Origin of the sequence: Mesorhizobium sp. M0088 (genome assembly GCF_040322895.1) — a bacterium.
GTDB lineage: Bacteria > Pseudomonadota > Alphaproteobacteria > Rhizobiales > Rhizobiaceae > Mesorhizobium.
Genome location: NZ_JAMYUI010000027.1, coordinates 58,877 through 85,009, shown reverse-complemented (window position 1 = coordinate 85,009; position 26,133 = coordinate 58,877). Strand labels below are relative to the sequence as shown.

Here is a 26,133-nt window from a genome sequence, read left to right as displayed (position 1 = left end):
CGCGATACGACGGCTTGCCCCATGATAGGGCCGTCTTTATCAAGGACAGGCTTTTCAAATTGCCTTTGCCGCCGGTGAGTCGCCAACAAATCATGCTTTTCCGATTGCTTCGTCTCATTTTGATCCTCACGCTTGTGGTTTCGGCGCCGCTGTCGTTCGATGCGATGGCACAAGGGCTTGGCCAGGCGCCCGCCGGGCTGGTCGCCGACCAGCAGAAAATCCTGCAGGACCTGACGACCAAGACCGACAATCTGGAAAAGAAGATCCAACAGGACGCCGAGGAGGATAGCAGCCTTGTCGATATCCGCTTGCAGCTCGAGGAGTTGTCGCGGCAATCGCTGAACAGCGCACTGGCCTTCCGCACGCGTCTTGGCGAGATCAACAGCCGTCTTGAGCAGCTTGGCGCGGCACCTGCGGCGGGTCAGCCGCCGGAGCCCGACATCGTCAGCGGCGAACGCCAGGCGCTGGTGTCGGAAAAGGCCGAGATCAATGCGGTCATCTCGCAGGCCCAGGCCCTGTCGATCCGCATCAGCGGGCTGATCGATAAGATCGGCAATATGCGCAGCGAGTTGTTCCGCAACCTTTTGACCAAACGCTACGTGCTGTCGGATGCGCTGAGCCCGCAGGTTTTCTCCGACGCCCAGGACGAATACACCAATCTGTACAAGGCGGTGTCTTCCTGGCTGAGCTTCGCTTTCAAGTTCAAGTTCCAGGCCATCCTCGCAGCGACCTTCGTGGCGCTCGGGCTGGCGCTGGTGCTGCTGGTCGGCGGCAGGCGGCTGTTCGGGAGGGTGTTCGAAGCCGATCCCTCCAATGAAGACCCGTCCTATCTCAGCCGCTTATCGGTGGCTTTCTGGTCAACCTTGCTGCCAACGCTGGCGGTTGCCGCCTTTCTGGGATCGACGATTTTCTTCTTCAATTATTACAATGTGTTGCGTGGTGATATTGGCCTGTTCCTCAATGCATTGGCGACCGCCATCGGCGTGGTGTTCTGCGTCAACCGGCTGACCAATGCGGCGCTGGAGCCGCGGCTGCCGAACTGGCGCCTTATCCCGGTCGAAACGGGGCCGGCGCGCTGGCTGGTGCGCCTGACCACCGCCATGGCCGTGGTCATCAGCGTCAACACCTTCCTGTCGGTGATCAACGACAAAATGGGCTCGCCGCTGTCATTGACCATTGCCCGCAGTTTCGGCGCAACCATCATCGTCGGCGTCATCCTGATCCTGATGGCGATGCTGAGGCCATTCAAGGCGCGTGATGGAAGTTGGCGGCCGTGGCCGGCATGGCTGCGCTATACGGCGCTTGCACTCGGTCTTTTCACCATCGTCGCGGCGCTGCTTGGTTACATCGGCCTCGCTCTGTTCGTTTCGCTGCAGGTCGTCGTTACCGGCACCGCGCTGATCACCGCCTATATCGGTTTCCTGTCGGCACAGGCGATCGGCGAGGAGGGTGCTTTCGCCAACACGACCGTCGGGCGCTGGCTGTCGGCCAAATCCAGCTACGAGGATACGGCCCTCGACCAGCTAGGCCTTGTCGTCAGTGTTGCCATCAATGTGATGATCGTGCTGGTGTTCCTGCCGCTGATCCTGCTGATGTGGGGTTTCCAGCTGGGCGATATCCAGGCTTGGGCCTACAAGCTCGCAACCGGGATCAACATCGGGTCGGTGACCATTTCGGTGACCGGCATCCTCTCCGGCATCGTCGTCTTCATCATAGGCTATTTCCTGACGCGCTGGTTCCAGGGCTGGCTCGACGGTTCGGTGATGGCGCGTGGCAAGGTCGATACCGGCGTGCGCAACTCGATCAGGCTGGCGGTCGGCTATGCCGGCGTCGCGCTCGCGGCACTGGTCGGCATCTCGGCGGCGGGCATCGACCTGTCCAGCCTGGCGCTGGTCGCCGGCGCTCTTTCCCTCGGTATCGGCTTTGGCCTGCAGAACGTGGTGTCCAATTTCGTTTCCGGCCTGATCCTGTTGGCCGAGCGGCCATTCAAGGTGGGCGACTGGATCGTTGCCGGCGATGTCAGCGGCACAGTCAAGAAGATCAGCGTGCGCGCCACCGAGATCGAGACCTTCCAGCGGCAATCGGTGATCCTGCCCAATTCAAACCTGATCAACAACGCCGTCGGCAACTGGACGCACCGCAACAAGCTCGGCCGCATCGACATCAAGGTCGGCGTCGCTTACGGCAGCGACGTCAAGCAGGTTCATGCCGTCCTGCTGGAGATCGCCCGCAGCCACCCGATGGTGCTGAAGAACCCCGAACCCTTCGTGCTGTTTTCCAATTTCGGCCCTGCCGCCCTGGAATTCGAGATCCGCGTGTTCCTGGCCGATGTGATGAACGGCAACATCGCGCAGAACGACATCCGTTTTGCCGTCCTCGAAAAATTCAGCAGCGAACACATCGAGATGCCCTCGACGCCGCGCGCCGTGGTCGAGGCCCATAAGCCCAAGGCGTGGCCGACAGACGACGACAAGATCGAGGCCGACTTCGCCGAACAGCAGCAGATAAAGGCCGAAGCCGAGGCGGAGAAGAAGCGGCTGGTCGCGTCCCGCAAAACCAAGAAGCCAGATCCGGACTAAGCTGGGACTCCGTCGACCTTGATCCTGCCGGAACCGATTGCGGCATGAATGCGGCATTCAGTTGCGGTTCAGCTTCCATCTCCTATAAGCTCCCATGCAAAGGCGAAATTGCCTTGCGAAATGCAACAGAGGCGGTGGGAACACCGATATTGCACCATGTGGAAGTCTCTCGTCGCTGCCGTCGCCCTGGTCGCCGCCATCGGCTCGGTCCATGCCGCAAGCGCGGTCAACAAGGACGCCGAGACCCGCACGCTGGTCGTGACCGAGGGCGGCAGCAAGACCGACCTCGCGCTGGCTGGTGGCGAAACGGTTGAGTTCTGCCCGAATGGCTGTTTCGTCACCTTGCCGAACGGCGACCTCGAAGCTCTGACCGGTTCGGAAACCATCGAAATCTCGGGCGGCGTCGCCCGAATCAAGTAATTCCGGTTGGCATATCTTGAGGGGCCGGGCATTTGCTCGGCCTTTTATCGTTTCCGGTAGCAGTTGCTTAACAATGACGCCGGAAATACCGTCACGGCAGCCGTCTGCAACCGGGCGTTTTAACGTTCGCTACGCCATCGCCCGCTATACCAGCCTCAAGACGCCGGAAAGCGGCGCGCAACTCTACGCGGGCAGGGCAGGACGGACATGGATGCGCGGTCGGACAGGAACGCAATACCGCTTGCGGTCGATCTCGACGGCACGCTGATCGCGACCGATCTGTTGTGGGAAGGGCTGTTCATCCTTCTCAAGAAGAACCCGCTCTATATCTTCCTGGTACCGTTCTGGATCGCCGGCGGGCCGGCGCGGCTGAAGCAGGCAATCGCGCAGCGCATCGACATCGATCCGGCATCGCTGCCCTATCGCGAGGTGCTGCTTTGCCGCCTCCGGACCGAACACGCCGAGGGCCGCAAGATCGTGCTGGCGACCGGTACGCCGCGCAAGTTCGCCGACGCCATCGCGGCCCATCTCGGCATTTTCGACCAGGTGCTGGCCACCGATGGTCTCGCCAATCTCACCTCGGGCAGGAAGCGCGCTTCGCTGATCGCAGCCTATGGCGATGGCGGTTTCGACTATGCCGGCAACAGCCGTCACGATCTCCAGGTCTTCGATGCAGCGCGCAACGCGATCGTCGTCGCGCCCGACCGCCATGCCGCGCGCTGGCAGGCAGCGCATGGCGCCGAGACGATGCCGGCGCCGAAGCCGACTTTGCGGACCATCGTCAAGATGCTGCGTGTCCATCAGTGGCTGAAGAATTCGCTGATCGCAGTGCCGATGGTGCTCTCGCATGAATATTTCAACACCGACATGATCTGGCAATGCCTGCTGGCATTCGTCTCGTTCAGTTCGGTGGCATCGGCCATCTATATCCTCAACGATTTCTTCGACCTCGCGCTCGATCGCAAACACCTCACCAAGCGCAACAGGCCGTTCGCCAGCGGTGCGCTGTCGATCCCGTTCGGACTTGGCGCAATCGCGGTGCTTCTGGCGATCGGCATCGGCACCGGGCTGTTCCTGTCGCCCGAATTCATGGCTGTGCTCGGCGGCTATATGGTCGTCACGACGGCCTATTCGCTGTCGTTCAAGCGCATGCTGCTGGTCGATGTGCTGACACTCGCCGGCCTCTACACGATCCGCGTCCTGGCCGGTGCGGCGGCGACCGGCGTCGACGTCTCGTTCTGGCTGCTGGCCTTCTCTATCTTCTTCTTCCTGTCGCTGGCGCTGGTGAAGCGCTTCGTCGAACTGCGCACCACCGCCATTCCGCCTGGCGAGCGCATTGCCGGCCGCGGCTATCGCACCGAAGACCAGGAGATCGTCGCCCAGGCCGGCATGGCCTCGGCCTTTTCCTCGGCGCTGGTGCTGGCGCTCTACATGGACAGTGTCGCGGTGCGCGAGCTTTATCCGCATCCGTGGCTGATCTGGCCGCTGGCACCGATCGTGCTTTATCTCACCATGCGCGTCTGGATCCTGGCGCGCCGCAACGAGATGCATGACGATCCGGTCGTCTTCATCATCCGCGACTGGCGCAGCCAGATCGTTGTGCTGATCGGTGCAGTGATGCTGGTCATCGGGGGCTGGTAGGCATGGCCACTGAGCGGTTCCCGAGCTTTGGCCTTGCTGCGCCGCCGGCGCCGCGCGCCATCGGTGCCGACGAGGCTATCTCGCTGCTGAAGGGCGGTCAGGCCAAGCCGGCGTCGCTGCTTGCCTATGGCAATGGCCGCTCCTACGGCGATTCCTGCCAGAACGAGGCCGGAGCGGTCGTCGATATGCGGTCGCTGAACCGGATCCACGCCTTCAACGCCGAAACCGGTGTTCTCGAGGCGGATGCCGGCGTGCTGTTGTCCGACATCATCGCCCACGCCGCCCCTTACGGTTTCTTTCCGGCGGTGGTTCCAGGCACGCAATTCGTCACGCTCGGCGGGGCCATCGCCAATGACGTGCATGGCAAGAACCATCATCGGCGCGGCACCTTCGGCTGCCATGTCGAGAGCTTCACGCTGCTCAGGTCCGACGGCAAGACCCACCGCTGCTCGGCGACAGACAATACGCGGCTGTTTGCGGCAACGATCGGCGGCATGGGGCTGACCGGCCTCATCCTGTCGGCCTCGATCCGGTTGATGCGGGTGCATTCCCTCGACATCGTCGAAAAGGCGACGCCGTTTCGTGATCTCTGCGAATTCTTCGACCTGGCCGAGGCGGCCGATCAGGCCAACGAATATGCGGTCGCCTGGATCGACCAGCTCGCCGGCGGCCGCAACAGCGGTCGCGGCCTGCTGCTGTCGGGCGATCACGCCGAGCACGGCTCGCATGCCGCCTCGTGCGTCGGCGGCAATTTCTCGGTACCGGTGCAGCCGCCGTTCAATGTGCTCAACCGGCCGTTCCTGACCGCCTTCAACGCTGCCTACAGGTGGAGGAAGAGCCGAGCAACGGTGCCGCGCCAGGCCGGATATCAGGGCTTCTTCTTTCCACTTGACGGCGTGCGCGACTGGAACCGGCTTTATGGGCCGAAAGGGCTCTTCCAGCACCAGAGCGTGGTGCCGGAAGAGACGGCGCGCGAGGCCGTGCCGGCATTGCTGGCGGCTGCAAGGCAAGCCGGGCAGGGCTCGTTCCTCACGGTGCTGAAACGCTTTGGCTCCATCCGCTCGCCGGCGCTGCTGTCGTTTCCGCGTCCCGGCTACACGCTGACACTGGATTTCCCCAACAGGGGCGCCGCGACGCTGACACTGCTGCGGGAACTCGACCGCATCACGGTCGAGGCCGGCGGCGCGGTCAATCCGTACAAGGACGCTCGCATGGGGGCCGAAATCTTCGCTTCGTCCTTTCCCGAATGGCAGCGGCTGGAAGCGCTCCGAGACCACGCCTTCATGTCTGACTTCTGGGCGCGCACTGCGAAGAGATTGGATGCGAGACGAGGCTCGGTCGAGGCGGCCGAATAGATAAAATTCGAATAATTCTTGGTCAATTGATGATTAATAACGCAATTCACTCAAAATATTGTTGGGACTTCACCAAATGTTTGCGGGTTTGTAATAGGAAGCGCGAAGGGGCGGCTTGGAACACATGAAATACATCGTCTTCATTCTCTTTACCGTCATGACCAATGCCGCCGCGCAGCTGATGCTGAAGCAAGGCATGATGTCGCTCGGACCGATCTCGTTCGAGGGCGTCAATCCGCTCGTCAAGCTGCTGCAGATCGTCTTCAGCCCCTGGGTGTTCCTTGGCCTGTGTACCTTCGTCATCTCGATGGCGTCGCATCTCTATGTGCTGTCCAAGGTCGAGCTCTCCTTCGCTTATCCGTTCCTCAGCCTCGCCTATGTTGCCGTCGCCATCTTCGCTTATTTCGTCTTCCGCGAGGACCTCAATGGCTGGCGGATCGCCGGCATCGCCTTCATCTGCGTCGGCACGGTGCTGATCGCGCAAAGTGGGCGAGGGCATGAGGACCAGACCGCTTCCATCGCGCCCGACAAGATCCAAGCAAACGAGATCGTTCGATGAGACATGTGATTTTCGGCGGCGACGGTTTCGTCGGCCGCCATCTTGCCCCGAAGCTTGTCGCCGATGGTGAAGAGGTTGTCGTCGCCGACATCGTCAAGAGCGACCTGCCGCACTACCGCACCGTCCGCTTTATCCAGTGCGACGTCACCGATCCGACCTCGGTCGCGGCGGTTGGGCTGAAGGCCGATGATATGGTCTACAATTTGTCGGCCAAGATGCTGTCGCCGATCCAGGTGCGGGCCAAGCGGCACGATTTCTTCTTCCCTGTGAATTTCCATGGCACCGAGCACATCATGCAGGCCATGGACGGAGCCGGTGCGTCAAAACTCGTCCACTACACGACCGACATGATCTACGGCCACACGGTCACGCAGCCGATGACCGAGGAGCACCCGGTGGCGCCGCTGGGCGAATATGGCTGGTCGAAGCAGAAGACAGAGGAGCTTGCCGCCGAATGGCGCAAGCGCGGCATGTCGATCTCGCTGTTTCGCCCGCGCCTGATCATCGGCCCCGGCCGGCTCGGCATTCTGGAAAAACTGTTCAAGCTGATCGACTGGAACCTTCCCGTGCCGATGATCGGTTCGGGCAGGAATCCTTATCAGTTCATCTCGGTGTTCGACTGCGCCGAGGCCGCGCGCGCGGCCTGGAAGGCCGGTGTGCCAAACGAGGCCTATAATCTGGGTTCGCTCAACCCGCCGCCGGTCAAGAAATTGCTCGGCGATCTGATCAGGCATGCCGGCTCGAAATCGATCCTGATCCCGACACCGGGCTGGGCGGTCAAGCGCACGCTGGACCTGCTCGACCTCTTGAACATGCCGATCATGGACCCGGAGCAGTATCTGATCGCCGACGAGGACTGCGTGCTCGACGTGTCCAAGGCCGGGCGCCAGCTCGGCTGGGTGCCGCAATATCGCGACGAGGACATGCTGATCGCCGCCTACAGCGAGTACCGCGCAAAGAAAGCCGGTCACGCAGTCGCCACCAAACATGTGCCCGCCGAATAGCGGCTCGCAAAACAGCTTTCGTTGCGCTCGACCCTGGTCGTGCGTGCAGACAGGAGATTGAAATGACCGTCATGGCCAAGCCAGAGCAGACCAATTTGCGCACCATGGTCAGCGCGCCGTCGCTGTCGCCCGCCACCATCGCCAAGCCCGATTTGATCAGCGTCGAGCAGGCCAAGGCGATGGACGTGGCCCGCATGACCGACCTGTTCAAGGCGCATCTCAACCCCGGCCAGCTGCACTTCATGAAGCTGCTCGGCTTCCACAAGATCAAGATCGAGCGTGCCGAAGGCATGTTCTACATCGACCAGAACGGCCGCAAGATCCTCGACTTCTTCGGCGGCTTCGGTTCGCTGGCCTTTGGCCACAATCATCCGCGCATCCTGGAAGCACGCAAGAAATTCCAGGAGGAGAAGCGCCAGGAAATCGCCATCGCCTTCATGTCGCAATATGCGGCAGCGCTTGCGCACAACATCGCCAAATGCTCGCCCGGCGATCTCGACATGGTATTTTTGGGCTCGTCCGGCTCGGAAGCGATGGAAGCGGCGGTGAAGCTCGCCGAGCGCGCCGCCGGTCCGAAGCGGCCGAAGATCGTCTATGCCGAGAATTCCTTCCACGGCAAGACCAAGGGCGTGCTGGGCATCACAGACGGCCAGCTTTACCGCGCCGACTTCAAGGTGGCCGAAAACACGGTCCGCATCCCGTTCGCCGACATCGAGGCGGTCGAGCGCCTGTTCCGCTCCGACCCGGAGGTCGGCGTCATCGTGCTGGAAACCATCCAGGGCGGCGGCGGCATCATCCAGGCGCCGGCCGAATATTGGCAGAAGCTGCGCGCGCTGTGCGATCAGTATGGCGTGCTGTGGGTCGCCGACGAAGTGCAGTGCGGCTACGGCCGTTCGGGCCGCTTCTACGCCTTCGAGCATTACGGCGTCATTCCCGATGTGACCGCGCTGGCCAAGTCGCTTGGCGCCGGCAAGGCGGCGGTGGGAGCCATGATCGCGCGGCGCGAGGTCTACATGAAGGCCTATGGCACGCCGAAAACGGCGATGATCCATGCCATGGCGACCTTCGGCGGCATGGGCGAGGCCTGCGTCACCTCGATCGAGGGGCTCAACGTGCTCTATGACGAGGGGCTGATCGACAATGCCGCCGTCACCGGCGACTATTTGCTGCAGCGCCTGCAGGCGCTCAGGGAAAAGTACCCGAAGATCATCAAGGATGTGCGCGGCAAGGGTTTTATGGTCGGCCTGGAGTTCCACGACTTCTCGCAGACCTTGCCGATGGTCCTGCGGCCGATCGTCAGCGTGCTCGACGACAAGCTGAAGGGCTCGCTGTCGGGCTTCGTTGGCGCGCTGCTGCTGCGCGATTACGACGTGCTGGTCGCCTTCACCGAGTACAACCGCAACGTCATCCGGCTGGAGCCGCCGTTGATCTGCCAGCGCGAGCATGTCGACCGCTTCGTCGATGCCTTCGACAGTCTGCTGTCGCGCGGCATCGTGTCGATCGTCAAGGACTTCGTCAAAAGCCAAGTCCGTTAGAAACGAAGCTCGCTGAGTTCGACAATGCTGACCAGGTCGCCCGCACCAGACAACCCACTCGACCGGCTCACCGGGGCCGGCCTGGCGTGGGGCGAGGGGACTTATGCGCGGCTGGCGGCACCCATCGGCGCGGCGGCCTTCGCGCTCTACATCCTTTTGACGGCGTTCACCGCATGGGTGATGCCCGACGCCAACTGGGACATGCTGCCCTATCTTGCTATAGCGGAGGAAGGCACCTATCCCGATGCGCAGGCGCTGCATGACTATGCCTACAACACTGTCAAATCGGGCGTGTCCGCAGGCGACTACAAGGCGCTGACCGACGATGGCGGCGGCTTCCGCAGCCACATGGCGGAGAATGCCGCCGACTTCCATTCACTGCTCGGCATGTACCGGATCAAGTTCCTCTATGCCGAGATCCTGTCGACGCTAAGCGCGGTGATGTCGCCGGTGGAGGCAATGCGCCTGGTGTCGGTGTTCTCCGTGCTGCTGTTCGGCGCGATTGCGCTGCTTTGGTTGCGCTCCCAGGGGGCGCTGGCGTTGGCGCCTATCGTCGGCGCGGTGCTGATCATGGCTGATTTCGGCGATGCGGCGCGCGCCTCGACGCCGGACCTGCTCACGTCAGCGCTGCTGCTCGGCGGGCTTTATGCCTATGTCCGCGGCCGCGAGGTGGCGACGGCGATCCTGCTCTTCCTCGCCTTCATGGTGCGCCCGGACAATATTGTTTTCCTTGCGATTTTCGCGATACTGCTGGTTGTGTTCCGGCAGAAAGCATGGGGTGCGCTGGTTGGCTTTGCCGCGTCCTTCATCGCCTACTTTGCCATCTCGCACTGGGCGCATCATCCCGGCTGGTGGCCGCATCTGTGGTTCTCCAGCATCGAGCAGCACTACAATATGGACGGGTTCGAACCGCCATTCTCGGTGGGTGCCTATCTCAGGGCTTTCGCCACCTCGCTGTTGCGCGCCGTCAGCCTGAACAGCTGGGTCGGCGTGTCGGTGCTGGCACTGGCCGGCTGGTTTGCTGTCGCCCGTGCCGGCTTCCGCCTCGATCGCCGCGCCAGCATCCTTTTTGCGGCACTGGTGCTCGGCGCGCTGGCGAAGTTCACCGTCTTCCCGATCCACGACACGCGCATCTATTTCCCGCATCTGATCCCGCCATTCCTGCTGCTGGCGACGCCGTTCATGGCGTTGTGGGCGGCCGTGGCTCGCGGCCAGAATCGCCCTGCCATGCAAATCATTCCCGGAGACAAGTCATGAGTTCGCTATCCAGCCTGGCGCGCGTTGCCCTGTCGCTTGGTCTTCCCAAGGGAGTTCTCGATCGCGGGCCGTCGCTGCGCGGAACGAAGTTCCTTGCCAAGGCGGCGCTGAGGGCGCGGTTTGGTGGGGCAGGACGGCCGTTTCAGATGGTCAATGTCGGCGCCTGCGACGGTGCGCTGTTCGATGACGTCACGCCGTGGCTGCACCGGATTGCCGGCGCACGCGCGATGCTGGTCGAGCCGATCCCGTACAACCAGAAGAGACTGCGCGCCAATTATCCCGATATGGACCGCTTCATCATCGAGCCGGTGGCGGTGACGAAGACAAAGGGCACGATCACCGTCCACACTTTCGATGCCGCCGCACTCGAGGCCGGCACGCTGCCGATCGAGTTCATCGGCTGCTCGTCGGTCACCGACACCAATCTGATGTCGGGCAAGAATGCCTGGGGCGAGGCCGACGCCAACTTCAACAAGTTCGCGCCGCATCTCAGGGACATCGAGGTGCCATCCGAGACCTTGCAGACGCTGCTCGACCGCAACGGCATCACCCATATCGACGCTTTCCTCGTCGATTGCGAGGGCGCCGACTGGATCGTCTTCGAACAGCTCGACCTCAAGCGCTACCGTCCCGGCATGATCAAGGTCGAGGTTGGCGCGCTGCCGGCCGCCGAGATCGGCCAGGTCGTGGTCAAGCTGAAGACATCAGGCTATCAGGTCGGTTTCCAGGCCGAGGACATCTGGGCCTTCGCCTGAGTTAGCCTACCGGAAAGCGAACCGCCCCAGGCGCCGGTGTGAAGCATTCTGCCGTCTGGTCGCTCGGCTTTTTGCCAATGTCGCAAACAGGCTTCAATCGTGCTGCCGCTCCGCCCTATAGTCCGCCCGCTTTATCACTTTGGAGTCGCGGGCAATGGCAGAGTTTCCGAAAAAGGCGAAGGTCGTCATCGTCGGCCTGGGCGGTATTGTCGGCGCATCGATCGCCCATCATCTGATCGAACGCGGCTGGGACGACATTGTCGGCATCGACAAATCAGGCATCCCGACCGATATCGGCTCGACCGCGCATGCCTCCGATTTCTGCTACACGACCAGCCACGATTTCCTGTCGTGCTGGACGACGCTCTACTCCATCGATTTCTACGAGAAGATGGGTCATTACGCGCGTATCGGCGGCCTTGAGGTCGCGCGTGTCGGCGACGATAGCCGTATGGAAGAGATCAAGCGCAAGATCGCCTCGGCCAAGGCGTTTGGCACGCGCGCCCGCCTGATCGAGCCGGCCGAGATCAAGGAAAAATTTCCGCTCATCGAAGAAGCGATTGTCCAGGGCGGCCTGTGGGATCCCGATGCTGGTCTGGTCATCCCGCGCTCGCAGACGGTCGCCGGCAAGCTGGTCGACCAGGCGGAAGCCTCGGGCAAGCTCAAATCCTTCGCCAACACATCGGCCAGGTCGCTTGTCGTCAAGGACGGCCGCATATCAGGCGTGGTGACGGACCGCGGCACCATCGAGGCCGACTATGTCGTCGTCTGCGCCGGTATCTGGGGCCGGCTGATCGCGGAAATGGTGGGCGAAGACCTGCCGGTCATGCCGATCGACCATCCGCTGACCTTCTTCGGCCCCTACAACGAGTTCGCCGGCACCGGCAAGGAGATCGGCTGGCCGCTGCTGCGCGACCAGGGCAATTCGGCCTATATGCGCGACACCGGCGATCCCAAGACCGCCGAGGGCGGGCAGATCGAATGGGGTTACTACGAAGAGACCAATCCGCGCCTTTGCCATCCGCGCGACCTCCTGGAGAAGGACCAGGCGCGGCTTTCGCCCTCGCAGCGCGATCTCGACATGGAGCAGATCCTGGCACCGCTCGAACGCGCCATGGAACTGACGCCGATTCTTGGCGAACTCGGCTATAACGAGAGCCATTCCTTTAACGGGCTTCTCCAGGTGACGGCCGATGGCGGCCCGTCCATGGGCGAAAGCCAGAAGGTGCGAGGCCTGTGGTATGCGGTCGCCATCTGGGTCAAGGATGGTCCCGGCATGGGCAAGCTCATCGCCGACTGGATGACCGACGGCCGCACGGAAATCGACCATCACGCTATCGACTATGCGCGCTTCTATCCGCACCAGACCAAGGAGCAGTTCATCTGGGACCGCTGCACCGAGACGGCGATGAAGGTCTACAATCCGGCGGTGCATCCGCGCGAGCCGTTCTCCAAAGCCCGTAACATCAGGCGCTCGCCGTTCTGGGAGCGCGAGAAGGAACTCGGTGGCTATTTCATGGAGCTGGGCGGCTGGGAGCGCGCTCACGGCTATGCCGCCAACGAGCATCTTTTGGAAAAATACGGCAACCGCGTGCCGGTGCGTGAGAACGAATGGGACAACCGCCATTTCTGGCGCGTCTCCAATGCCGAACATCTGGCCATGAGCGAGGATTGCGGCATCGTCAACCTGTCGCACTTCGCCATGTATGATATCGAAGGTCCCGACCATGTCGCACTGCTGGAATGGCTGTGCGCGGCCAAGATCGGCGGCGACAACAACATCGGCAAGGGCATCTACACCCACTTCCTCGACGAGGAAGGCATGGTGCGCGCCGACTTTACCGTCATCCGCATGGCCGACCGCTGTCGTTTGATCGACGGCGCGGACGCCGGTCCGCGCGACTTCCAGTACATGCGCCGCACGGCACAGGACAAAGGTTTCGACGTCACCATCACCGACGTGACCGAGAAGTATGTCACCATCGGCATCTGGGGGCCGAACGCCCGGGCGACCTTGCAGAAGGTGGTCGAAAATCCGGACGGGCTCTCTGTTGAGAACTTCCCATTCGCGGCGATCAAGCCGGTCCTGATCGGCGGCAAGGATGTCACCGCTTTCCGCATATCCTATGTCGGCGAGCAGGGCTGGGAACTGCATATGCGCTACGAGGACGGTCTCGCTGTCTGGGACGCGCTGCGCTCGACCGGCGTCATGCCGTTCGGCGTCGAGACCTATGCCAACACGCGCCGCATGGAAAAGAGCCTGCGGCTGCAGAACGCCGATCTCCTGACCGAGTACAATCTGCTCGAAGCGGATCTCGCTCGTCCGAAGGTCAAGGAGAACGATTTCTGCGGCAAGGCCAAGCATGTCGAATACCGCGCTCGCGAGCACCAGCCGGCCGTGCTGTGCACGCTGGTGATGACCGAGAATGTCGATGCGAAGGGCGTGGCCCGCTATCCGGTCGGCACGATGCCGGTGATGGATCCGAAGACTGGCGAGACACTGGTCGACGAGCTCGGCCGGCGGTCTTTCACCACGTCGATGGCGTACGGCCCGACCATCGGCAAGAACATCGGCCTCGCCTATCTGCCGTGGGCCTACGCCCAGGAGGGCCGCAAGCTCACCATCGAGTATTTCGGCGAGACCTATCCGGTCGAAGTCGCCGCCGTCGGCTACAAGCCGCTCTACGATCCGGAGAATTTGAAGCCGCGCAGTTGAGCGCCGGGCAGGCGCGAGGGCATGAAGACAAAAGCCTGGCCATCGGCCGGGCTTTTCTCTTTTTAAGCCGACGGTTTTCGCTTACCCTTGCGGAATGTCTGCTTTTGCCTGTGCTAGACATTTGCTTTCGGGCTGTGCCGCGTTCGCGCTGACGCTTTGGTTGGCGCCGGCGTCCCTTGCTGACGAGCCCGTCGATGTCGAGCTGGTGCTGGCCGTCGATGTCTCGCTGTCGATGTCACCGGACGAGCTCGAGATCCAGCGTCATGGCTACGCAGCGGCGCTGACGCACGACAATGTGCTGCAAGCCATTGCCGATGGCGCTTATGGCAAGATCGCCGTCACCTATGTCGAATGGGCCGGCACCAACTGGCAGCGCGTCATCGTGCCGTGGACGGTGATCGCCAGCCGCACCGACGCCGAGCGCGTGGTTGCGCAATTGTCGGCGCAGCCGCCCAACAGCGCGCGGCGCACCTCGATCTCCGGAGCGCTGGAGTTCGGCAACGACCTGTTCGCCGAAAGCGGCTACCAAGGCACGAAGCGGGTGATCGACATTTCGGGCGACGGCCCCAACAACCAGGGTGCGCCGGTCAATCTGACCCGCGACGATCTGATCAAGCAAGGCATCGTCATCAACGGCCTGCCGCTGATGACGCGAGGCGGCTTCACCGGTGCCTACGACGTCAGCAATCTCGATCGCTACTACAGCGACTGCGTCATTGGCGGTCCCGGAGCCTTCATGATCCCGGTCAATGACTGGACGCAATTTCCGGAAGCCATCCGTCGCAAACTGGTGCTGGAACTCGCCGGTCCGGCCTCGCCGCAATGGGCGGCGGAAGAAGCCGCGCATCCGCCGGTGATATTGGCGCAGGAGAGGTCCACCACCGACTGTCTGGTCGGCGAGAAAATGTGGCGAAACCGCAGCTGGATGTTCGACAGCCGCTAAAGCTCTTCCCATTGAGCGTGATCTTTGGCCAAACCGGCTCCCATTCTTGCCCCGCTGCCTACCTGTTCGGGCTTACGCTCCGGGCTTGCCTCCGCGACCGAAGCAGTGGCAAACTGGCCAAGCCGCGTGACCCAGCCAGGAGCGCGGCCGAACCGAGGAAAAACCGATGAGACGTCTTGCCATCCTGACCGCAGTCGCGTCCGTGCTGTATGCCGACGTCGCCAGCGCCCAATACAACCAGGCTGCCTGCATCATGTTCGAGAACGGGAATTTTCGCGGGCGGTCCATCGGCATGGGCGCCGAGGATTCCGTAAATTTTCGTGGCGGCCAGTTTTGGAATGACCGTGTGTCGTCGGTGATCGTTCGCCGCGGCTGCACGCTCGTGGCCTATGAGGATTCTCGGATGGGCGGCCGCTCGATCGAGATCACGCGCAGGATCCGCAATTTGGGCGGCAGTGACTGGAACGACCGTATCTCCTCGGCGGAATGCACCTGCGACGGCTACTGAGGTTCAGGCGCGGCGCAGACCGATTACGTGTGCCTCAAAGGTTCCGTAAATCCTTTACAAGCACATAGAGGTGTAGCGGGTCGGTTGGGGATTGAATGAAACCATAACGCTCGTAAAAGGCGCGGGCGTTGTGATCCTTGGCATGTACGGTCACCGCGCGGATGCCTGCAATGTCAGCCGCCTGCAGGCTGCGCAGGATGGCATCGCGCAGCATTCCGCCGCCAACGCCTTTGCCCTGCCAGTTCAGGCTGACCGCGAGACGCGCCAGCAGCATTATCGGAACCGGATGGCGCGCAAGGCCTTTCGTCAACCGCTCGGGCGCACCATCATAGGCGACTTCACCAACCACGAGCGTATAGAAGCCGATCACATCTTCGCCGGAGAGACCAATATAGGTTTGCGAGCCATTTGCTTGCTGGTTTTGAAGCGCGTACCTGGCGAGAAACCTATTGAGCGGCTGCTCGCCGCAATCGAACACATCCACCAGATGCGTGCGAGCCAGTTTCTCGATACGAAACCGGCTCACGCTGGATCGCGGCCGGAAAAGATGCTCGGTTCACTCAGCAGGCGCTTCAGGCGCGGAAGATCTCGCGTGGGGGCATCCAGCGCCGCCATGAACGCAGCCCATTTTTCTGCGTCGAGGGAGAAGCTGTGTCGGTCCGCCAATGTTTCCTCGGCGCGCCCAAGTGCACTTTCAAGGACAAAATCACTCAGCGAACGGCGCTCAACGGCGGCTGCGGTCGCGAGCGTCCGCTTTGCCTCGACGGTAAGACGCAAGTCCAGTTTTTCGGATCGAGTCGTTCTCGTGGTCATGTGACACCTTTCAACATAAGGATATCACATTTTGCCAGACAATGTCATGACAATTCTCTAAGGGCGTATCGGATCACGCCGCCAGCAACTGCTTACGGTCGACGCGCTCCTGCTGCGGCGAGCGGGCGTAGAGTTCTCGGTAGCATTTGGAGAAATGCGAGGCCGAGACGAAGCCGCAGGCGACCGCCACCTCGACCACCGGCATCGACGACTGGATCAGCAGATGCCTGGCGCGGTCGAGCCGGATTTCGAGATAGTAGCGGGCAGGGGAGCGCCCCATCTCGGTGCGGAACAGCCGTTCGATCTGACGGCGCGACAGGTCGACATGGTCGGCGATCTCGATCAGCGACAGCGGCTCCGACAGATTGCCCTCCATCAGTTCGATGATGGTCAGCACTTTCGAGTTCTGGACGCCGAGGCGGGCGCGTAGCGGCAGGCGCTGGCGGTCGGTGGGGCTGCGCACGCGGTCGGTCAGCACTTGCTCGCAGACGCGGTTGACGAGGTTCTCGTCAAAGTCGTCGCCGATCAGCTTCAGCATCATGTCGAGTGCGGCCGTGCCACCGGCGCAGGTGTAGATGTTCTGGTCGATCTCGAAAAGGTCGGCAAAGACATTGGCCTTCGGGAACGCTTCGGAAAAGCCCGGCAGGTTCTCCCAGTGGATGGCGCAGCGCTTGTTGGACAGCAGCCCGGCGGCGGCGAGGATATGCGCGCCGGTGCACAGGCCGCCGACGGCGACGCCGCGATTGTATTCCTCGCGCAGCCAGGCGAAGGCGGACTTGTTCTGATAACGCTCGACATTGATGCCGCTGCAGACGATGGCCATGTTCGGCCGGTCGGGGCCTGCCATCTTCTTGCGCTCATCCTCGAGCGACGTGTTGACCGCGCATTCGACCCCGTTCGAGGCGCGCACCGGCTTGCCGTCGATGCTGGCGAGGCGCCAGCGATAGGCCTCATAGCCGAGCATGCGATTGGCCGAGCGCAGCGGGTCGAGCGCGGTCGCAAAAGCGATCATGGTGAAATCGGGAATAAGAAAGAATACAAACGATCGCTTGATCGGATGCTTTACGGCGTTCAAGGGAACCTCACACAGCCATGGCGCGAACAGGATGTCGCGAATAGCATAGCGACATCAGGAAAAACCATGTCTGTCAATCGGCTGCGCCGCTACGACAAGATTAAATTTGCGACATGGGTCGCAAATGGGCAATCGGCGTGCAGCGCGCCCTGGAAGTGGCACCAACTGTTCAAGGGACGAGCAACGTATGGCCTGCGCGCAGAACAAAACGCCGCCTTGGCTGGAGCCAGGCGGCGTTACAGTTTTAAAGCAGCGGCAGGGATGCGCTGCCCCCTAAAAAATCTTCAGGCGACGAAGCCGAGGCGCGCCGCATTCATGGCGCCGGTCTGGCCGGGCATGGTGTTGGCAAGACGCTGACGCTCGAGAGCGGTGGTCAGGTTCATTTCGCGGCGGGCAAAGAGGCGTGCAAAAAGCTTCATAATCATCTCCATTCGGTTGCTCAGACGGGTCGCCTTCGCTTGATGGAGTGGGGCAGCTCGTTTGCTGGCGCTGATATAGGCTTGTGTAAGCAGAAACTAAATCGCAAAAGCGAAGCGCTTGATATGAAATGCGACATCGAGTGCGACAGATTTGGGCAAGGTGCCCAAAATTTACGATTATTTACAAGGCATTAATTGGATACAGGAGCTGCTATGCGGCTTTCTCATATGCGTCATACGCCAGCGACATGGCTCCAAAAACTCATTTGAATACAAATAAAACAGAGAAGGCCTGCCGGGCGGTTCGCGCGGCAGGCCTTCAGCACATGGTACACACGATCTATTTTGCTCCAGCCCAGGATCCGATGCCATTGCGAGTGCCGGTCTTGGTGTCGGAAGCTTCAGGCCAGCCGATATCCTTCTGCAGTTCGATCGGCAGGGAGCGGATGGCGCGTTCGGTCTGGTAGCGGGCGCGGGCCGCGCTGAATTCGGTCGCGATGCGACCAAGGGACGACAGGATAGACATTTCATTCTCCTTTGGTGGCTGGCGGGTGCCAGACCACGTTGGTTACGTCGGGTTTGTTTCAACTTCATTTCGTGTCGAATGCAGGTCTGTGTCGAGGTCGTTTCATGGCTGCTTGTGGCAGCAGCCTCATTCGATGGAGTTGACTATCCTCCCAATCTGATGTTCAATCAAACGAAATGGAATGATGCTTTGTATCAGAAAAATTGAAGGCTGGTTCCCATGAACGCCCCGCTCAATCATCCGCTGCCACTGCTCGATCTCGACGTTTTGCGTACTTTCGTGGCGATTGCCGAGACCGGCAGCTTCACCACCGCCGCCAATGCCGTCTTCCGCACGCCGTCGGCCGTCTCCATGCAGATCAAGAAGTTGGAGGATATCCTCGGCCGCTCGGTGTTCGCGCGCGACGCCCGCTCGGTGTCGCTGACCACGGACGGCGAGATGCTGCTCGGCTATGCCCGCCGGCTGCTGTCGATCAACCGCGAGGTAGTGTCGAAGTTCATCATTCCCGAGATTGTCGGTGTGGTGCGGCTTGGCTCGCCGGACGATTACGGTGAGCGCGTGCTGCCGCATGTGTTGAAGCGTTTCGCGCAGTCGCATCCGTCGATCGCCGTCGACGTCACCATAGACCAGAGCAGCAATCTGCGTCGGCGCATGGACGACCGGGCGCTCGACATCACGCTGTTGACCAATTCCTACAAGACCAGCGCGCTCGGCGCCGAGGTGCTGCTGACCGAGCCGATCGTCTGGGCCGGTGCCAAGGGTGGCTCCGCGCATCTGCGCGAGCCCTTGCCGGTATCGCTATGGGAAGAGGGTTGCGCCTGGCGGGCCGGAGCGCTCGATGCGCTTGGCCGCGAGGGCCGGAACTACCGCATCGCCTATATGAGCGCGCACACGGCCGGCCAGCGCGCCGCGATCATGTCCGATCTCGCCGTGGCGCCGCTGCCGAAGTCGTTCCTCGGCAATGACATGGTCGAACTCTGCCCGAAGGATGGCATGCCCGATATCGGCACCTACAATCTGGCGATGGTGGTGGCGCCGGATGCCAGTGCCCCGGTCAAGGCGGTCGCCGACCACATCCGTGCGACTTTCGAAGTGTTCCGGGAAACCGGCAAGTTCTGACCGGCTGGTAAGGACGATAATAGAGAGCTACTCCGCCGCTTCGGCGGGGCGCTGTTCATGCCTTACTCTCGTATCTTGCACGATCCGGCTCTCTCCGAGAAACGCGACGATGCGCTCGCGGGCGCGCCGCGCTTCCGGCATGTCGATCAGCGGCCAGACGTGGAACATGCCTTCCTCATAGACGAGATCGATTTCAACGCCGGCGGCGCGGGCTTTTTCGGCGAAGATCAGATTGTCGGGAGTCAACAGATCGCGCGAGCCGGTCAAAAGCAGTGTTCTTGGCAGCACTGACAGATCTCCATAGACCGGGCTGATATGCCAGTCGCTGGAATCGATGCCGGCACTGTACAAACGAATTGCCTCTCGTCCGCCAGCTATGCCCAGCCAAGGGTCGTTGCGTTCCGCCTCGAACACTGCGGGATTGGTGAGCGACACGTCTAGACCCGGCGAAATGAGCACATGCCGCGACGGCAGGGGCAGTCCTTCTTCGGCGGCCATCATGGTCAGCACCACGGCCATGTTGCCGCCGGCGGAATCACCCATGAACACAATGTCCTCAGCCTCTGTCTCGTCGAGCATCTGCCGGTACACGTCGCCAACCATGCCGAACATGGCGTGGAAATCGTGTTCGGGGGCGATTGGATAGATCGGGACAGTGATGCCGTAGCCCAGCCGATCCGCCATCTCGGCGATCAAGTGCCAATGATAGGGCGTGATCTCAAAGACATAGGCGCCGCCGTGCAAGTAGAGAATCCGCTTCTGCTCGCCGTCTCTGGGAGCGATTTCGTAGACCGGAAAGCCATCTACGGTGTGTGTCTGGATGTCGAGACGCTGATGCAGCGAGGCAGGGGGTTGGTGGTTCTCGGTCTTGCGCGCGGCCGCGATCCAGCGCTGCAGATTTTCCGGACTGGCAAATGCCTGCTTACGGCTGTGCCGCAGGACAAAAGAAACGACATGGCTTTTCAAACTTGGCATGCGGATACACGAACTTCGGCCAAAGCCGACTAAGAGAACCCCCTATTCGGAAGATTGTGCCGTGGCTGAAAATGTCAAGATTCACGCCCGCGTCTACACGGCGGTGTGATCCGCGCCCCGGTGCTCAGCGGCGCGGCAAAAGTGCGGCACGCAGCCGGTTGCTGGTGGTCGCCGGGGACACGCGAGATCCCCGGCGCAGGCCGAGCAATTTGCATTTCTCGGCGAAGGTCATCAGCGCGCGGCGCTCCAGATGGTATTGATGAGTGCTGCCTTTTCGCTGGATCGCGGCGATACCGGCCAGCCGATATCCTTCTGGATTTCGGGCGGCAGGCTGTTCAACAGGCGCCGCGCCTTGCTGCGGTCGTGAGCATTCTTGATGGCCGCGCCATAGCGGCCGAGGCTTTCGAGCATCGACATCGTCGTCTCCTCTGGAGCGTTGCGGCGGCTGAAAGGATATTTCCTGCCTGCCGTTCGATGCCGGTTGAATGCGCCTGCCATGTATCTGGCGAATTTCACGAAAACAGCGCTTTGGTTTCCGGATCAAGCGATCCGGAAACATTTGCATGCAAATGAGTTTGGAAAGGCGGTGGCCTGGGCGCGGCCGCTTATTCCCGTCCACGCCTGGCGGCGTGGCCTTCGCGCGAACGCCGTCGCGGAGCGGCGTCGCCGGCAAGGCCGTCCTCGCTGACCGTCTTGCGCGGCGGCAGTTTCACCGCCGCCGACAGTTTCGGGAACGGATCGACCTTGTTGGGCAGCGCCATGGCGTAGACGAAATGCTCCTGGAATTTCGGTTCCAGCGCCGTCTCGATCTTTTCGATCTTGCTGACCGTGTCCTCGATCTCGCGGCGATAGCCGCGGTTGAGCAGCGCCATGCGCGCGCCGGCGCCGGCGGCGTTGCCGACCGCGGAAACCTTGTCGAGGTCGCAATCCGGGATCAGGCCCAGCACCATGGCGTATTTCGGATCGATGAAGGAGCCGAAGGCACCGGCGAAATGGATGCGGTCGACATGCTCGGTGTTCTGCTTTTCCATCAACAGCTTGGTCCCGGCATAAAGCGCTGCCTTGGCAAGCTGAATGGCGCGCACGTCGGTCTGGGTGATGGTGATCTTCGGCCCATCTTCCGTCAATGCGGCGGAGCCCTCCTTCAGCACGTAGGAGAAGGTGCGGCCATTGGCGGTGACGCGCGGCGAACGGGCCGAAAGCCCGCCGTCGATGACGCCGTCCTCGGAAATGATGCCGGCGAGATACATCTCGGCCACCACTTCGATGATGCCGGAACCGCAGATGCCGGTGACGCCGGTTGCCTGGACGCTTTCCAGGAAGCCCGGTTCGTCGGACCACAGCTCAGAGCCGATGACGCGGTATTTTGGTTCAAGCGTATCGGGATCGATGCGCACGCGCTCGATGGCGCCGGGTGCCGCGCGCTGGCCGCCTGAGATTTCGGCACCCTCGAAGGCAGGGCCGGTGGGCGAAGAAGCGGCCACGACCCGCGCACGATTGCCGAGCACGATCTCGGCATTGGTGCCGACATCGACGATAAGCATCATCTCGTCCTGGCGATGCGGGCCTTCCGACAGCGTGACGGCCGCCGCGTCCGCTCCGACATGGCCGGCGATGCAAGGCAGCATGTAGAGCCTGGCGCCCTGGTTGAGCTTCAGGCCGATGTCGGATGCCTTGATATGCACAGCGCCCGAAACGGCGAGCGCGAAGGGGGCGCCGCCAAGCTCGGTCGGATCGATGCCGAGGAACAGATGGTGCATGATCGGATTGCCGACGAAGACGCTGTCCAGGATGTCGTTGCGCTGCACATTGCCTTCGGCGCAGACCTTGTCGACGAGACCCGAGATGGCCTCACGCACGGCGACCGTCATGCCTTCGCGGCCGTCAGGATTCATCATCACATAGGAGACGCGGCTCATCAGGTCCTCGCCGAAGCGGATCTGCGGGTTCGAGGTGCCCGACGAGGCGGCGACGCGGCCCGACAGCAGCGACACCAGATGCATGGCAATGGTGGTCGAGCCGATGTCGCAAGCCAGCCCATAGGCTTCGTTCTTGAGGCCGGGCCAAAGTGCTACGACGCGCGCGGTCTCCGAATCGGCATCCTTGTAGATGGCGGCGGTCGCGGTCCAGTTGCCCTTGCGCAGGATGCCTTGCACCTGCGGCAGCAGATGAAAATCGAAATCAAGGCTTTTCAGGCCCCAGTCGTGCATCAGCGCGATCTTCAGCCGGTCGAGATCGCCAAGAGGCTTGTGCATGTCGGGTTCTTCGATCTCGACATAGCACATGCGGATCGCTGCATCGCGGGCGATGACCCTGGTGTCGGCATCCTTGCGGATGGTCTGCGCGTTGATGACCGTATCCTGCGGCACATCGATGACGAGGTCGCCGAGGATCTGCGCCGAGCAGGAGAGGCGGCGCCGTTCCGGCAGGCCGCGGACGCGCTCATAGCGCTCTTCCTTGGCGCCCTTGGGCGTGATGTGGTCGTTGGAGGAGGTGATCTTGTGCTTGGCGAAATTGCCTTCCTGCACTTCGATCTGGCAGCGTCCACAGGTGGCGCGTCCGCCGCATACGCTTTCGACATAGACGCCAAGCTGGCGCGCGGCGTCGAGCACCGGCGTTCCAACAGGAAAGCGCCCGCGCTTGCCCGACGGCATGAACAGCACGAGCGGGTCGGTGATGTTTGCAGGTGAATTCACGTTGCGCGCTTATCCTCGGCCCATCCGGGCTTCACGGCCGCCACGGCGGCGACCTCCATTGCTAGCACCATCACCCGGAGCATTGACCTGCGTCGGGGCGGCGACCGCCTGGCCGCCTTCGGCCGGCTTGTAATCCTTGTAGGTGCGGATCCAGTTTGTGCAGTTCTCGTCGGTGCCGTTCAGCACATTGGCGCCGCGCACGGCTTCCATTTCCTGCGGACGCACCGGGTTCATGATGGCCGAGGTCATGCCGGCGCCGATCACCATCGGGATGAAGGCGGCGTTGATGCCGTGGCGATGCGGCAGGCCAAACGAGATGTTGGACAGGCCGCAAGTGGTGTTGACCTTGAGCTCTTCGCGCAGGCGGCGCAGCAGCGCGAACACCTGGCGGCCGGCATCGCCGAGCGCGCCGATCGGCATCACCAGCGGATCGACGACGACGTCATGCGCCGGAATGCCGAAATCGGCGCAGCGCTGCACGATCTTCTTGGCGACGGCGAAGCGCACGTCCGGATCCATGGAAATGCCGGTCTCGTCGTTGGAGATGGCGACGACAGGCACGTTGTATTTCTTGACCAGCGGCAGGATGGCTTCGAGCTTTTCTTCCTCGCCGGTGACGGAGTTGACCAGCGGGCGGCCCTTGGCGACCTTGAGAGCGGCTTCGATCGCGGCGGTGACGGAACTGTCGATCGACAGCGGCAGGTCGACCAGCCCTTGCACGATCTCCAGCGTCTGCACCAAAAGGCCGGGTTCGGTCTCGTTCGGATTGACCGAGGTGACGCCGGCGTTGACGTCGAGCATGGTGGCGCCACAGGCTGCCTGCTCGAGCGCGTCCCTGATGACGGTCTCGAAATTGCCCGCGATCATCTCGGCGGCCAGCTTCTTGCGGCCGGTCGGGTTGATGCGTTCACCGATCACGCAGAACGGCTGGTCGAAGCCGATGATGATTTCTCGTGTCGCCGAGGCGACGATGGTACGGGTCATGAATTCTCTCCGCCGTGATATAAAGATTTCTTTATATCGTTGTCTGGTTTCGTTCAAGCGAATGGGTGGCCGTCCGCGCCGTCAGTGCGCGGTCTTCACCATGTCCACCTGCGTTTCGGTAATGTCGTCGTGCAAGATGCTGTCGAGCCGGTCGGCGACAAGCTGATCGTCGCGGCGGATCTCACGTTTCCATGGTTGGCGGCCCTTCAGCACGCCCGATTCATCGACGATCTCGGCGACATATTCCTCCTGCCGGTAGGCCATCACATGGACGCCGGAAACGCCTGATATTTCCTTCACCTCGTTGATGATGTCGATGCAGAGCTGCTTGCCTTCCTTTTTCTGGTCCTGGGCGCCTTCCAGCCGCTTGATGACAGAATCGGGAATATGGATGCCCGGCACGTTCGAGCGGATCCACTTGGCCGTTTTGGCCGAGGCCAGCGGCCCGACGCCAACCAGGATGAAGCATTTTTCGGTGTAGCCGAGGTCGCGCACCTTTTGCATGTAGGTGCGGAACATCGGCACGTCGAAGCAATACTGGCTCTGCACGAATTGCGCGCCGGCGGCGATCTTCTTGCCCAGCCGATGCGGCCGGAAGTCGATCGGCGGCGCGAATGGGTTGATCGCGGCTCCGAGGAAAAGCTGCGGCGGCGTCGTCAGCTTGCGGCCGGACAGGAACTTGCCATTGTCGCGCATGATGCGGCAGGTTTCCAACAGTGACATGCAGTCGAGGTCGAACACCGGCTTGGCGCCGGGCTGGTCGCCGGCCTGCACACCGTCTCCGGTCAGGCACAGCATGTTGGCGACGCCCATCGCGGCCCCGCCCAGCACGTCGCCCTGGATGGCGATGCGGTTCTTGTCGCGGCAGGCGATCTGCATGATCGGCGCATAGCCCATGCGGGTCAAAAGCGCGCAGATACCGACCGACGACATGTGGCAATTGGCGCCCGAGGCGTCGACGGCGTTGATGGCATCGACCCAGCCGTCGAAGATCTTGGCGCGGTTATAGACGTCTTCCGGATCGGCGCTGTCGGGCGGGTTGAGCTCGGTGGTGACGGCGAACTCGCCGCGCCGCAGGACGCGCTCCAGCCGGCCGCGCGAAGTGTGGCCGGGCAGGGGTTCGAGCGGCAGGTGGATGCCGGCCGGGTTCTCGTCGCGCTGGCGGCCGATCATGCCGACGCCCCGGTGTTTGCCGTCTCATTCTTGGCGGCAGCGGCCGCTTCTCGTGCGGTGGCCGCCTGTGCGGTCACCCGCAGCCAGGCCGAGGTTTCGCGCAGCGACTGGTCGACCGGCTTCTGCACGGTCAGGATCCTGTCGCTGTGCACCATGTTCTGCGAGCCTTCCCAGGCCTTGACCCAGACGCAGGGCATATCGGGCTCGACCTCGCAATTGCCGTTGGCGCGGACGCCGCCGCAAGGACCGTTGCGCAATTGCTTGGGGCAATTCATCGGGCAGGACATGCCGGTCGAGGACAATATGCACTGGCCGCACATGCGGCAGTCGAACATGAAGCCCTTGACGCGCTTCTCGACGAATTTGATCGGCCCTTCGACGCGGCCGTAACCTATGCCCTTCCACAAGGGATGGAGGAGCAGGAACATGTCGGCGAATTTGGCGTAGAACCATTCGAGTAATCGCGAGTGCCGCACAGACCATAATCTGACCGCAAAGGAACGCTGCACGCGCCGCTGCGGCGATACGTCGGCCGGCTTGTAGTCGGATTTCGGCGCTGCCTTTTTGACCAGAGTGGCCTGGGTAACCGGCTGGACAACCCTTTGGCCATCCTTGGCAGGAATGGTTTCAGACATTTTCTTTGCCGCCTGCCTTGACCAGGGCGACCAGCCGCTCGCGGTCGTATTTCGTGTCGATATCGTTGAATGCCTTCTCGACCTCGGCTTCGAGGTCATCGCCGACCGGGACGGGATCGGCCTTGCGCCATTCGGCCAGATAATCGTCGGTGCCGCCGGCGTGAGTGCGCATCGCGCACATGTCGATCGCTTCGGTGAAGCGCAGCGGCAGTTCGCGCTTGGCGTTCTGCCGGCCCTTCTTGACGATGATTTGGGCTGGGATGTCGCGCCAGTAGACGACGATCAGATCGGCCATGAATTCTCACTCCTCGTTCTGCGAGCATTGCCGGAAGCGCAGTGGGGCCGCTTGTTATGGGACGACGCGCGCGCATTCAAAAGCGACGCATTTGGATGTCGTAAAATGAAAGGTGTGATTATTCGTTTCCGGCGTCTGCCGGCGCCCGGTA

Annotated in this window: 25 protein-coding genes; 13 read left to right on the top strand and 12 right to left on the bottom strand. The window is 62.0% G+C overall.

The genetic code is table 11. The features are described from left to right. The first annotated feature begins 92 nt into the window (after nucleotides 1-92). The 12 genes from NKJ67_RS27885 (at nucleotide 93) to NKJ67_RS27830 (ending at nucleotide 15,272) form a co-directional block, all read left to right on the top strand. Nucleotides 93-2,579, top strand: a complete 2,487-nt coding sequence (locus tag NKJ67_RS27885) for a mechanosensitive ion channel domain-containing protein (RefSeq protein WP_352584403.1) — start codon at nucleotides 93-95, stop codon at nucleotides 2,577-2,579. 156 nt (nucleotides 2,580-2,735) lie between these two features. Next, complete coding sequence (locus tag NKJ67_RS27880) at nucleotides 2,736-2,999, top strand: hypothetical protein (RefSeq protein ID WP_164748978.1); 264 nt, start codon at nucleotides 2,736-2,738, stop codon at nucleotides 2,997-2,999. Nucleotides 3,000-3,206: 207 nt separating this feature from the next. Continuing rightward, on the top strand, nucleotides 3,207-4,640 hold the full coding sequence (locus NKJ67_RS27875; RefSeq protein ID WP_352584401.1) for a UbiA family prenyltransferase: 1,434 nt from the start codon (nucleotides 3,207-3,209) through the stop codon (nucleotides 4,638-4,640). A gap of 2 nt (nucleotides 4,641-4,642) precedes the next feature. Further along, entirely contained in the window at nucleotides 4,643-5,995 is a 1,353-nt protein-coding gene (locus NKJ67_RS27870) for an FAD-binding oxidoreductase (RefSeq protein ID WP_352584399.1), read from the top strand. 124 nt (nucleotides 5,996-6,119) lie between these two features. Continuing rightward, nucleotides 6,120-6,554, top strand: coding sequence for an EamA family transporter (locus NKJ67_RS27865; protein WP_027034758.1), 435 nt, complete (start codon nucleotides 6,120-6,122; stop codon nucleotides 6,552-6,554). Beyond that, nucleotides 6,551-7,558, top strand: coding sequence for an NAD-dependent epimerase/dehydratase family protein (locus NKJ67_RS27860; protein ID WP_352584397.1), 1,008 nt, complete (start codon nucleotides 6,551-6,553; stop codon nucleotides 7,556-7,558). Before NKJ67_RS27865 ends, NKJ67_RS27860 begins: the two co-directional genes overlap by 4 nt. A gap of 104 nt (nucleotides 7,559-7,662) precedes the next feature. Continuing rightward, nucleotides 7,663-9,093, top strand: a complete 1,431-nt coding sequence (locus NKJ67_RS27855; protein ID WP_245270233.1) for an aspartate aminotransferase family protein — start codon at nucleotides 7,663-7,665, stop codon at nucleotides 9,091-9,093. Between the two features lie 24 nt (nucleotides 9,094-9,117). Then, nucleotides 9,118-10,350 carry a hypothetical protein gene (locus NKJ67_RS27850; RefSeq protein WP_352584395.1) on the top strand — a complete coding sequence of 411 codons (1,233 nt, stop codon included), beginning with the start codon at nucleotides 9,118-9,120 and terminating at the stop codon, nucleotides 10,348-10,350. Further along, the gene (locus tag NKJ67_RS27845) at nucleotides 10,347-11,105 is read left to right on the top strand and encodes an FkbM family methyltransferase (RefSeq protein ID WP_352584393.1); all 759 of its coding nucleotides are present in this window, start codon (nucleotides 10,347-10,349) and stop codon (nucleotides 11,103-11,105) included. The genes NKJ67_RS27850 and NKJ67_RS27845 overlap by 4 nt, the downstream gene beginning before the upstream one ends. Nucleotides 11,106-11,259: 154 nt before the next feature. After that, complete coding sequence (locus NKJ67_RS27840; protein WP_352584391.1) at nucleotides 11,260-13,821, top strand: GcvT family protein; 2,562 nt, start codon at nucleotides 11,260-11,262, stop codon at nucleotides 13,819-13,821. A gap of 94 nt (nucleotides 13,822-13,915) precedes the next feature. Beyond that, on the top strand, nucleotides 13,916-14,764 hold the full coding sequence (locus tag NKJ67_RS27835) for a DUF1194 domain-containing protein (protein ID WP_352584389.1): 849 nt from the start codon (nucleotides 13,916-13,918) through the stop codon (nucleotides 14,762-14,764). Between the two features lie 166 nt (nucleotides 14,765-14,930). After that, complete coding sequence (locus NKJ67_RS27830; RefSeq protein ID WP_027034751.1) at nucleotides 14,931-15,272, top strand: peptidase inhibitor family I36 protein; 342 nt, start codon at nucleotides 14,931-14,933, stop codon at nucleotides 15,270-15,272. 34 nt (nucleotides 15,273-15,306) lie between these two features. Here the strand turns inward: NKJ67_RS27830 and NKJ67_RS27825 are convergent, their stop codons facing one another. From NKJ67_RS27825 to NKJ67_RS27805, 5 genes are all read right to left on the bottom strand, one after another. After that, on the bottom strand, nucleotides 15,307-15,798 hold the full coding sequence (locus NKJ67_RS27825; RefSeq protein WP_027034750.1) for a GNAT family N-acetyltransferase: 492 nt from the start codon (nucleotides 15,796-15,798) through the stop codon (nucleotides 15,307-15,309). Next, nucleotides 15,795-16,085 (bottom strand): type II toxin-antitoxin system TacA family antitoxin, encoded by a 291-nt coding sequence (locus NKJ67_RS27820; RefSeq protein ID WP_027034749.1) that lies wholly within the window; start codon nucleotides 16,083-16,085, stop codon nucleotides 15,795-15,797. The genes NKJ67_RS27825 and NKJ67_RS27820 overlap by 4 nt, the downstream gene beginning before the upstream one ends. Before the next feature lie 73 nt (nucleotides 16,086-16,158). Next, a complete protein-coding gene (locus NKJ67_RS27815; protein ID WP_348625597.1) occupies nucleotides 16,159-17,097 on the bottom strand; it encodes a GlxA family transcriptional regulator in 939 nt (312 codons plus the stop codon). Nucleotides 17,098-17,444: 347 nt separating this feature from the next. Then, a complete protein-coding gene (locus NKJ67_RS27810) occupies nucleotides 17,445-17,579 on the bottom strand; it encodes a hypothetical protein (protein ID WP_013531161.1) in 135 nt (44 codons plus the stop codon). A 340-nt stretch (nucleotides 17,580-17,919) separates the two neighbouring features. Continuing rightward, complete coding sequence (locus NKJ67_RS27805) at nucleotides 17,920-18,105, bottom strand: hypothetical protein (protein WP_013531162.1); 186 nt, start codon at nucleotides 18,103-18,105, stop codon at nucleotides 17,920-17,922. Between the two features lie 219 nt (nucleotides 18,106-18,324). Here NKJ67_RS27805 and NKJ67_RS27800 point away from each other — a divergent pair, with 219 nt between their 5' ends. Beyond that, complete coding sequence (locus NKJ67_RS27800; RefSeq protein ID WP_127411553.1) at nucleotides 18,325-19,224, top strand: LysR substrate-binding domain-containing protein; 900 nt, start codon at nucleotides 18,325-18,327, stop codon at nucleotides 19,222-19,224. A gap of 27 nt (nucleotides 19,225-19,251) precedes the next feature. Here the strand turns inward: NKJ67_RS27800 and NKJ67_RS27795 are convergent, their stop codons facing one another. The 7 genes from NKJ67_RS27795 to NKJ67_RS27765 all read right to left on the bottom strand — a co-directional run bounded on the left by NKJ67_RS27795 (nucleotide 19,252) and on the right by NKJ67_RS27765 (nucleotide 25,982). Beyond that, nucleotides 19,252-20,199 carry an alpha/beta hydrolase gene (locus tag NKJ67_RS27795; RefSeq protein WP_352584385.1) on the bottom strand — a complete coding sequence of 316 codons (948 nt, stop codon included), beginning with the start codon at nucleotides 20,197-20,199 and terminating at the stop codon, nucleotides 19,252-19,254. Between the two features lie 231 nt (nucleotides 20,200-20,430). After that, nucleotides 20,431-20,616, bottom strand: a complete 186-nt coding sequence (locus NKJ67_RS27790; RefSeq protein ID WP_027034747.1) for a hypothetical protein — start codon at nucleotides 20,614-20,616, stop codon at nucleotides 20,431-20,433. 188 nt (nucleotides 20,617-20,804) lie between these two features. Further along, nucleotides 20,805-22,895 carry an ASKHA domain-containing protein gene (locus tag NKJ67_RS27785; protein ID WP_352584383.1) on the bottom strand — a complete coding sequence of 697 codons (2,091 nt, stop codon included), beginning with the start codon at nucleotides 22,893-22,895 and terminating at the stop codon, nucleotides 20,805-20,807. 9 nt (nucleotides 22,896-22,904) lie between these two features. After that, a complete protein-coding gene (locus tag NKJ67_RS27780) occupies nucleotides 22,905-23,879 on the bottom strand; it encodes a methyltetrahydrofolate cobalamin methyltransferase (RefSeq protein WP_057142966.1) in 975 nt (324 codons plus the stop codon). Between the two features lie 81 nt (nucleotides 23,880-23,960). Then, nucleotides 23,961-25,052: a methylenetetrahydrofolate reductase gene (locus NKJ67_RS27775; protein ID WP_013531168.1), complete on the bottom strand. Its 1,092-nt coding sequence runs from the start codon at nucleotides 25,050-25,052 to the stop codon at nucleotides 23,961-23,963. Next, nucleotides 25,049-25,687 carry a methylenetetrahydrofolate reductase C-terminal domain-containing protein gene (locus NKJ67_RS27770; protein ID WP_127397519.1) on the bottom strand — a complete coding sequence of 213 codons (639 nt, stop codon included), beginning with the start codon at nucleotides 25,685-25,687 and terminating at the stop codon, nucleotides 25,049-25,051. The genes NKJ67_RS27775 and NKJ67_RS27770 overlap by 4 nt, the downstream gene beginning before the upstream one ends. Further along, on the bottom strand, nucleotides 25,680-25,982 hold the full coding sequence (locus NKJ67_RS27765) for a virulence factor (protein WP_352584380.1): 303 nt from the start codon (nucleotides 25,980-25,982) through the stop codon (nucleotides 25,680-25,682). The genes NKJ67_RS27770 and NKJ67_RS27765 overlap by 8 nt, the downstream gene beginning before the upstream one ends. Nucleotides 25,983-26,133 lie beyond the last annotated feature (151 nt).

Coding starts and splice junctions, on each gene's coding strand:
- NKJ67_RS27775 (WP_013531168.1), bottom strand. CDS start 25,052: ATGATCGGCCGCCAGCGCGACGAGAACCCGGCCGGCATCCACCTGCCG.
- NKJ67_RS27805 (WP_013531162.1), bottom strand. CDS start 18,105: ATGTCTATCCTGTCGTCCCTTGGTCGCATCGCGACCGAATTCAGCGCG.
- NKJ67_RS27800 (WP_127411553.1), top strand. CDS start 18,325: ATGAACGCCCCGCTCAATCATCCGCTGCCACTGCTCGATCTCGACGTT.
- NKJ67_RS27860 (WP_352584397.1), top strand. CDS start 6,551: ATGAGACATGTGATTTTCGGCGGCGACGGTTTCGTCGGCCGCCATCTT.
- NKJ67_RS27850 (WP_352584395.1), top strand. CDS start 9,118: ATGCTGACCAGGTCGCCCGCACCAGACAACCCACTCGACCGGCTCACC.
- NKJ67_RS27810 (WP_013531161.1), bottom strand. CDS start 17,579: ATGAAGCTTTTTGCACGCCTCTTTGCCCGCCGCGAAATGAACCTGACC.
- NKJ67_RS27885 (WP_352584403.1), top strand. CDS start 93: ATGCTTTTCCGATTGCTTCGTCTCATTTTGATCCTCACGCTTGTGGTT.
- NKJ67_RS27880 (WP_164748978.1), top strand. CDS start 2,736: ATGTGGAAGTCTCTCGTCGCTGCCGTCGCCCTGGTCGCCGCCATCGGC.
- NKJ67_RS27795 (WP_352584385.1), bottom strand. CDS start 20,199: ATGCCAAGTTTGAAAAGCCATGTCGTTTCTTTTGTCCTGCGGCACAGC.
- NKJ67_RS27815 (WP_348625597.1), bottom strand. CDS start 17,097: ATGATCGCTTTTGCGACCGCGCTCGACCCGCTGCGCTCGGCCAATCGC.
- NKJ67_RS27765 (WP_352584380.1), bottom strand. CDS start 25,982: ATGGCCGATCTGATCGTCGTCTACTGGCGCGACATCCCAGCCCAAATC.
- NKJ67_RS27870 (WP_352584399.1), top strand. CDS start 4,643: ATGGCCACTGAGCGGTTCCCGAGCTTTGGCCTTGCTGCGCCGCCGGCG.
- NKJ67_RS27820 (WP_027034749.1), bottom strand. CDS start 16,085: ATGACCACGAGAACGACTCGATCCGAAAAACTGGACTTGCGTCTTACC.
- NKJ67_RS27855 (WP_245270233.1), top strand. CDS start 7,663: ATGGTCAGCGCGCCGTCGCTGTCGCCCGCCACCATCGCCAAGCCCGAT.
- NKJ67_RS27835 (WP_352584389.1), top strand. CDS start 13,916: ATGTCTGCTTTTGCCTGTGCTAGACATTTGCTTTCGGGCTGTGCCGCG.
- NKJ67_RS27790 (WP_027034747.1), bottom strand. CDS start 20,616: ATGTCGATGCTCGAAAGCCTCGGCCGCTATGGCGCGGCCATCAAGAAT.
- NKJ67_RS27770 (WP_127397519.1), bottom strand. CDS start 25,687: ATGTCTGAAACCATTCCTGCCAAGGATGGCCAAAGGGTTGTCCAGCCG.
- NKJ67_RS27845 (WP_352584393.1), top strand. CDS start 10,347: ATGAGTTCGCTATCCAGCCTGGCGCGCGTTGCCCTGTCGCTTGGTCTT.
- NKJ67_RS27865 (WP_027034758.1), top strand. CDS start 6,120: ATGAAATACATCGTCTTCATTCTCTTTACCGTCATGACCAATGCCGCC.
- NKJ67_RS27830 (WP_027034751.1), top strand. CDS start 14,931: ATGAGACGTCTTGCCATCCTGACCGCAGTCGCGTCCGTGCTGTATGCC.
- NKJ67_RS27875 (WP_352584401.1), top strand. CDS start 3,207: ATGGATGCGCGGTCGGACAGGAACGCAATACCGCTTGCGGTCGATCTC.
- NKJ67_RS27840 (WP_352584391.1), top strand. CDS start 11,260: ATGGCAGAGTTTCCGAAAAAGGCGAAGGTCGTCATCGTCGGCCTGGGC.
- NKJ67_RS27780 (WP_057142966.1), bottom strand. CDS start 23,879: ATGACCCGTACCATCGTCGCCTCGGCGACACGAGAAATCATCATCGGC.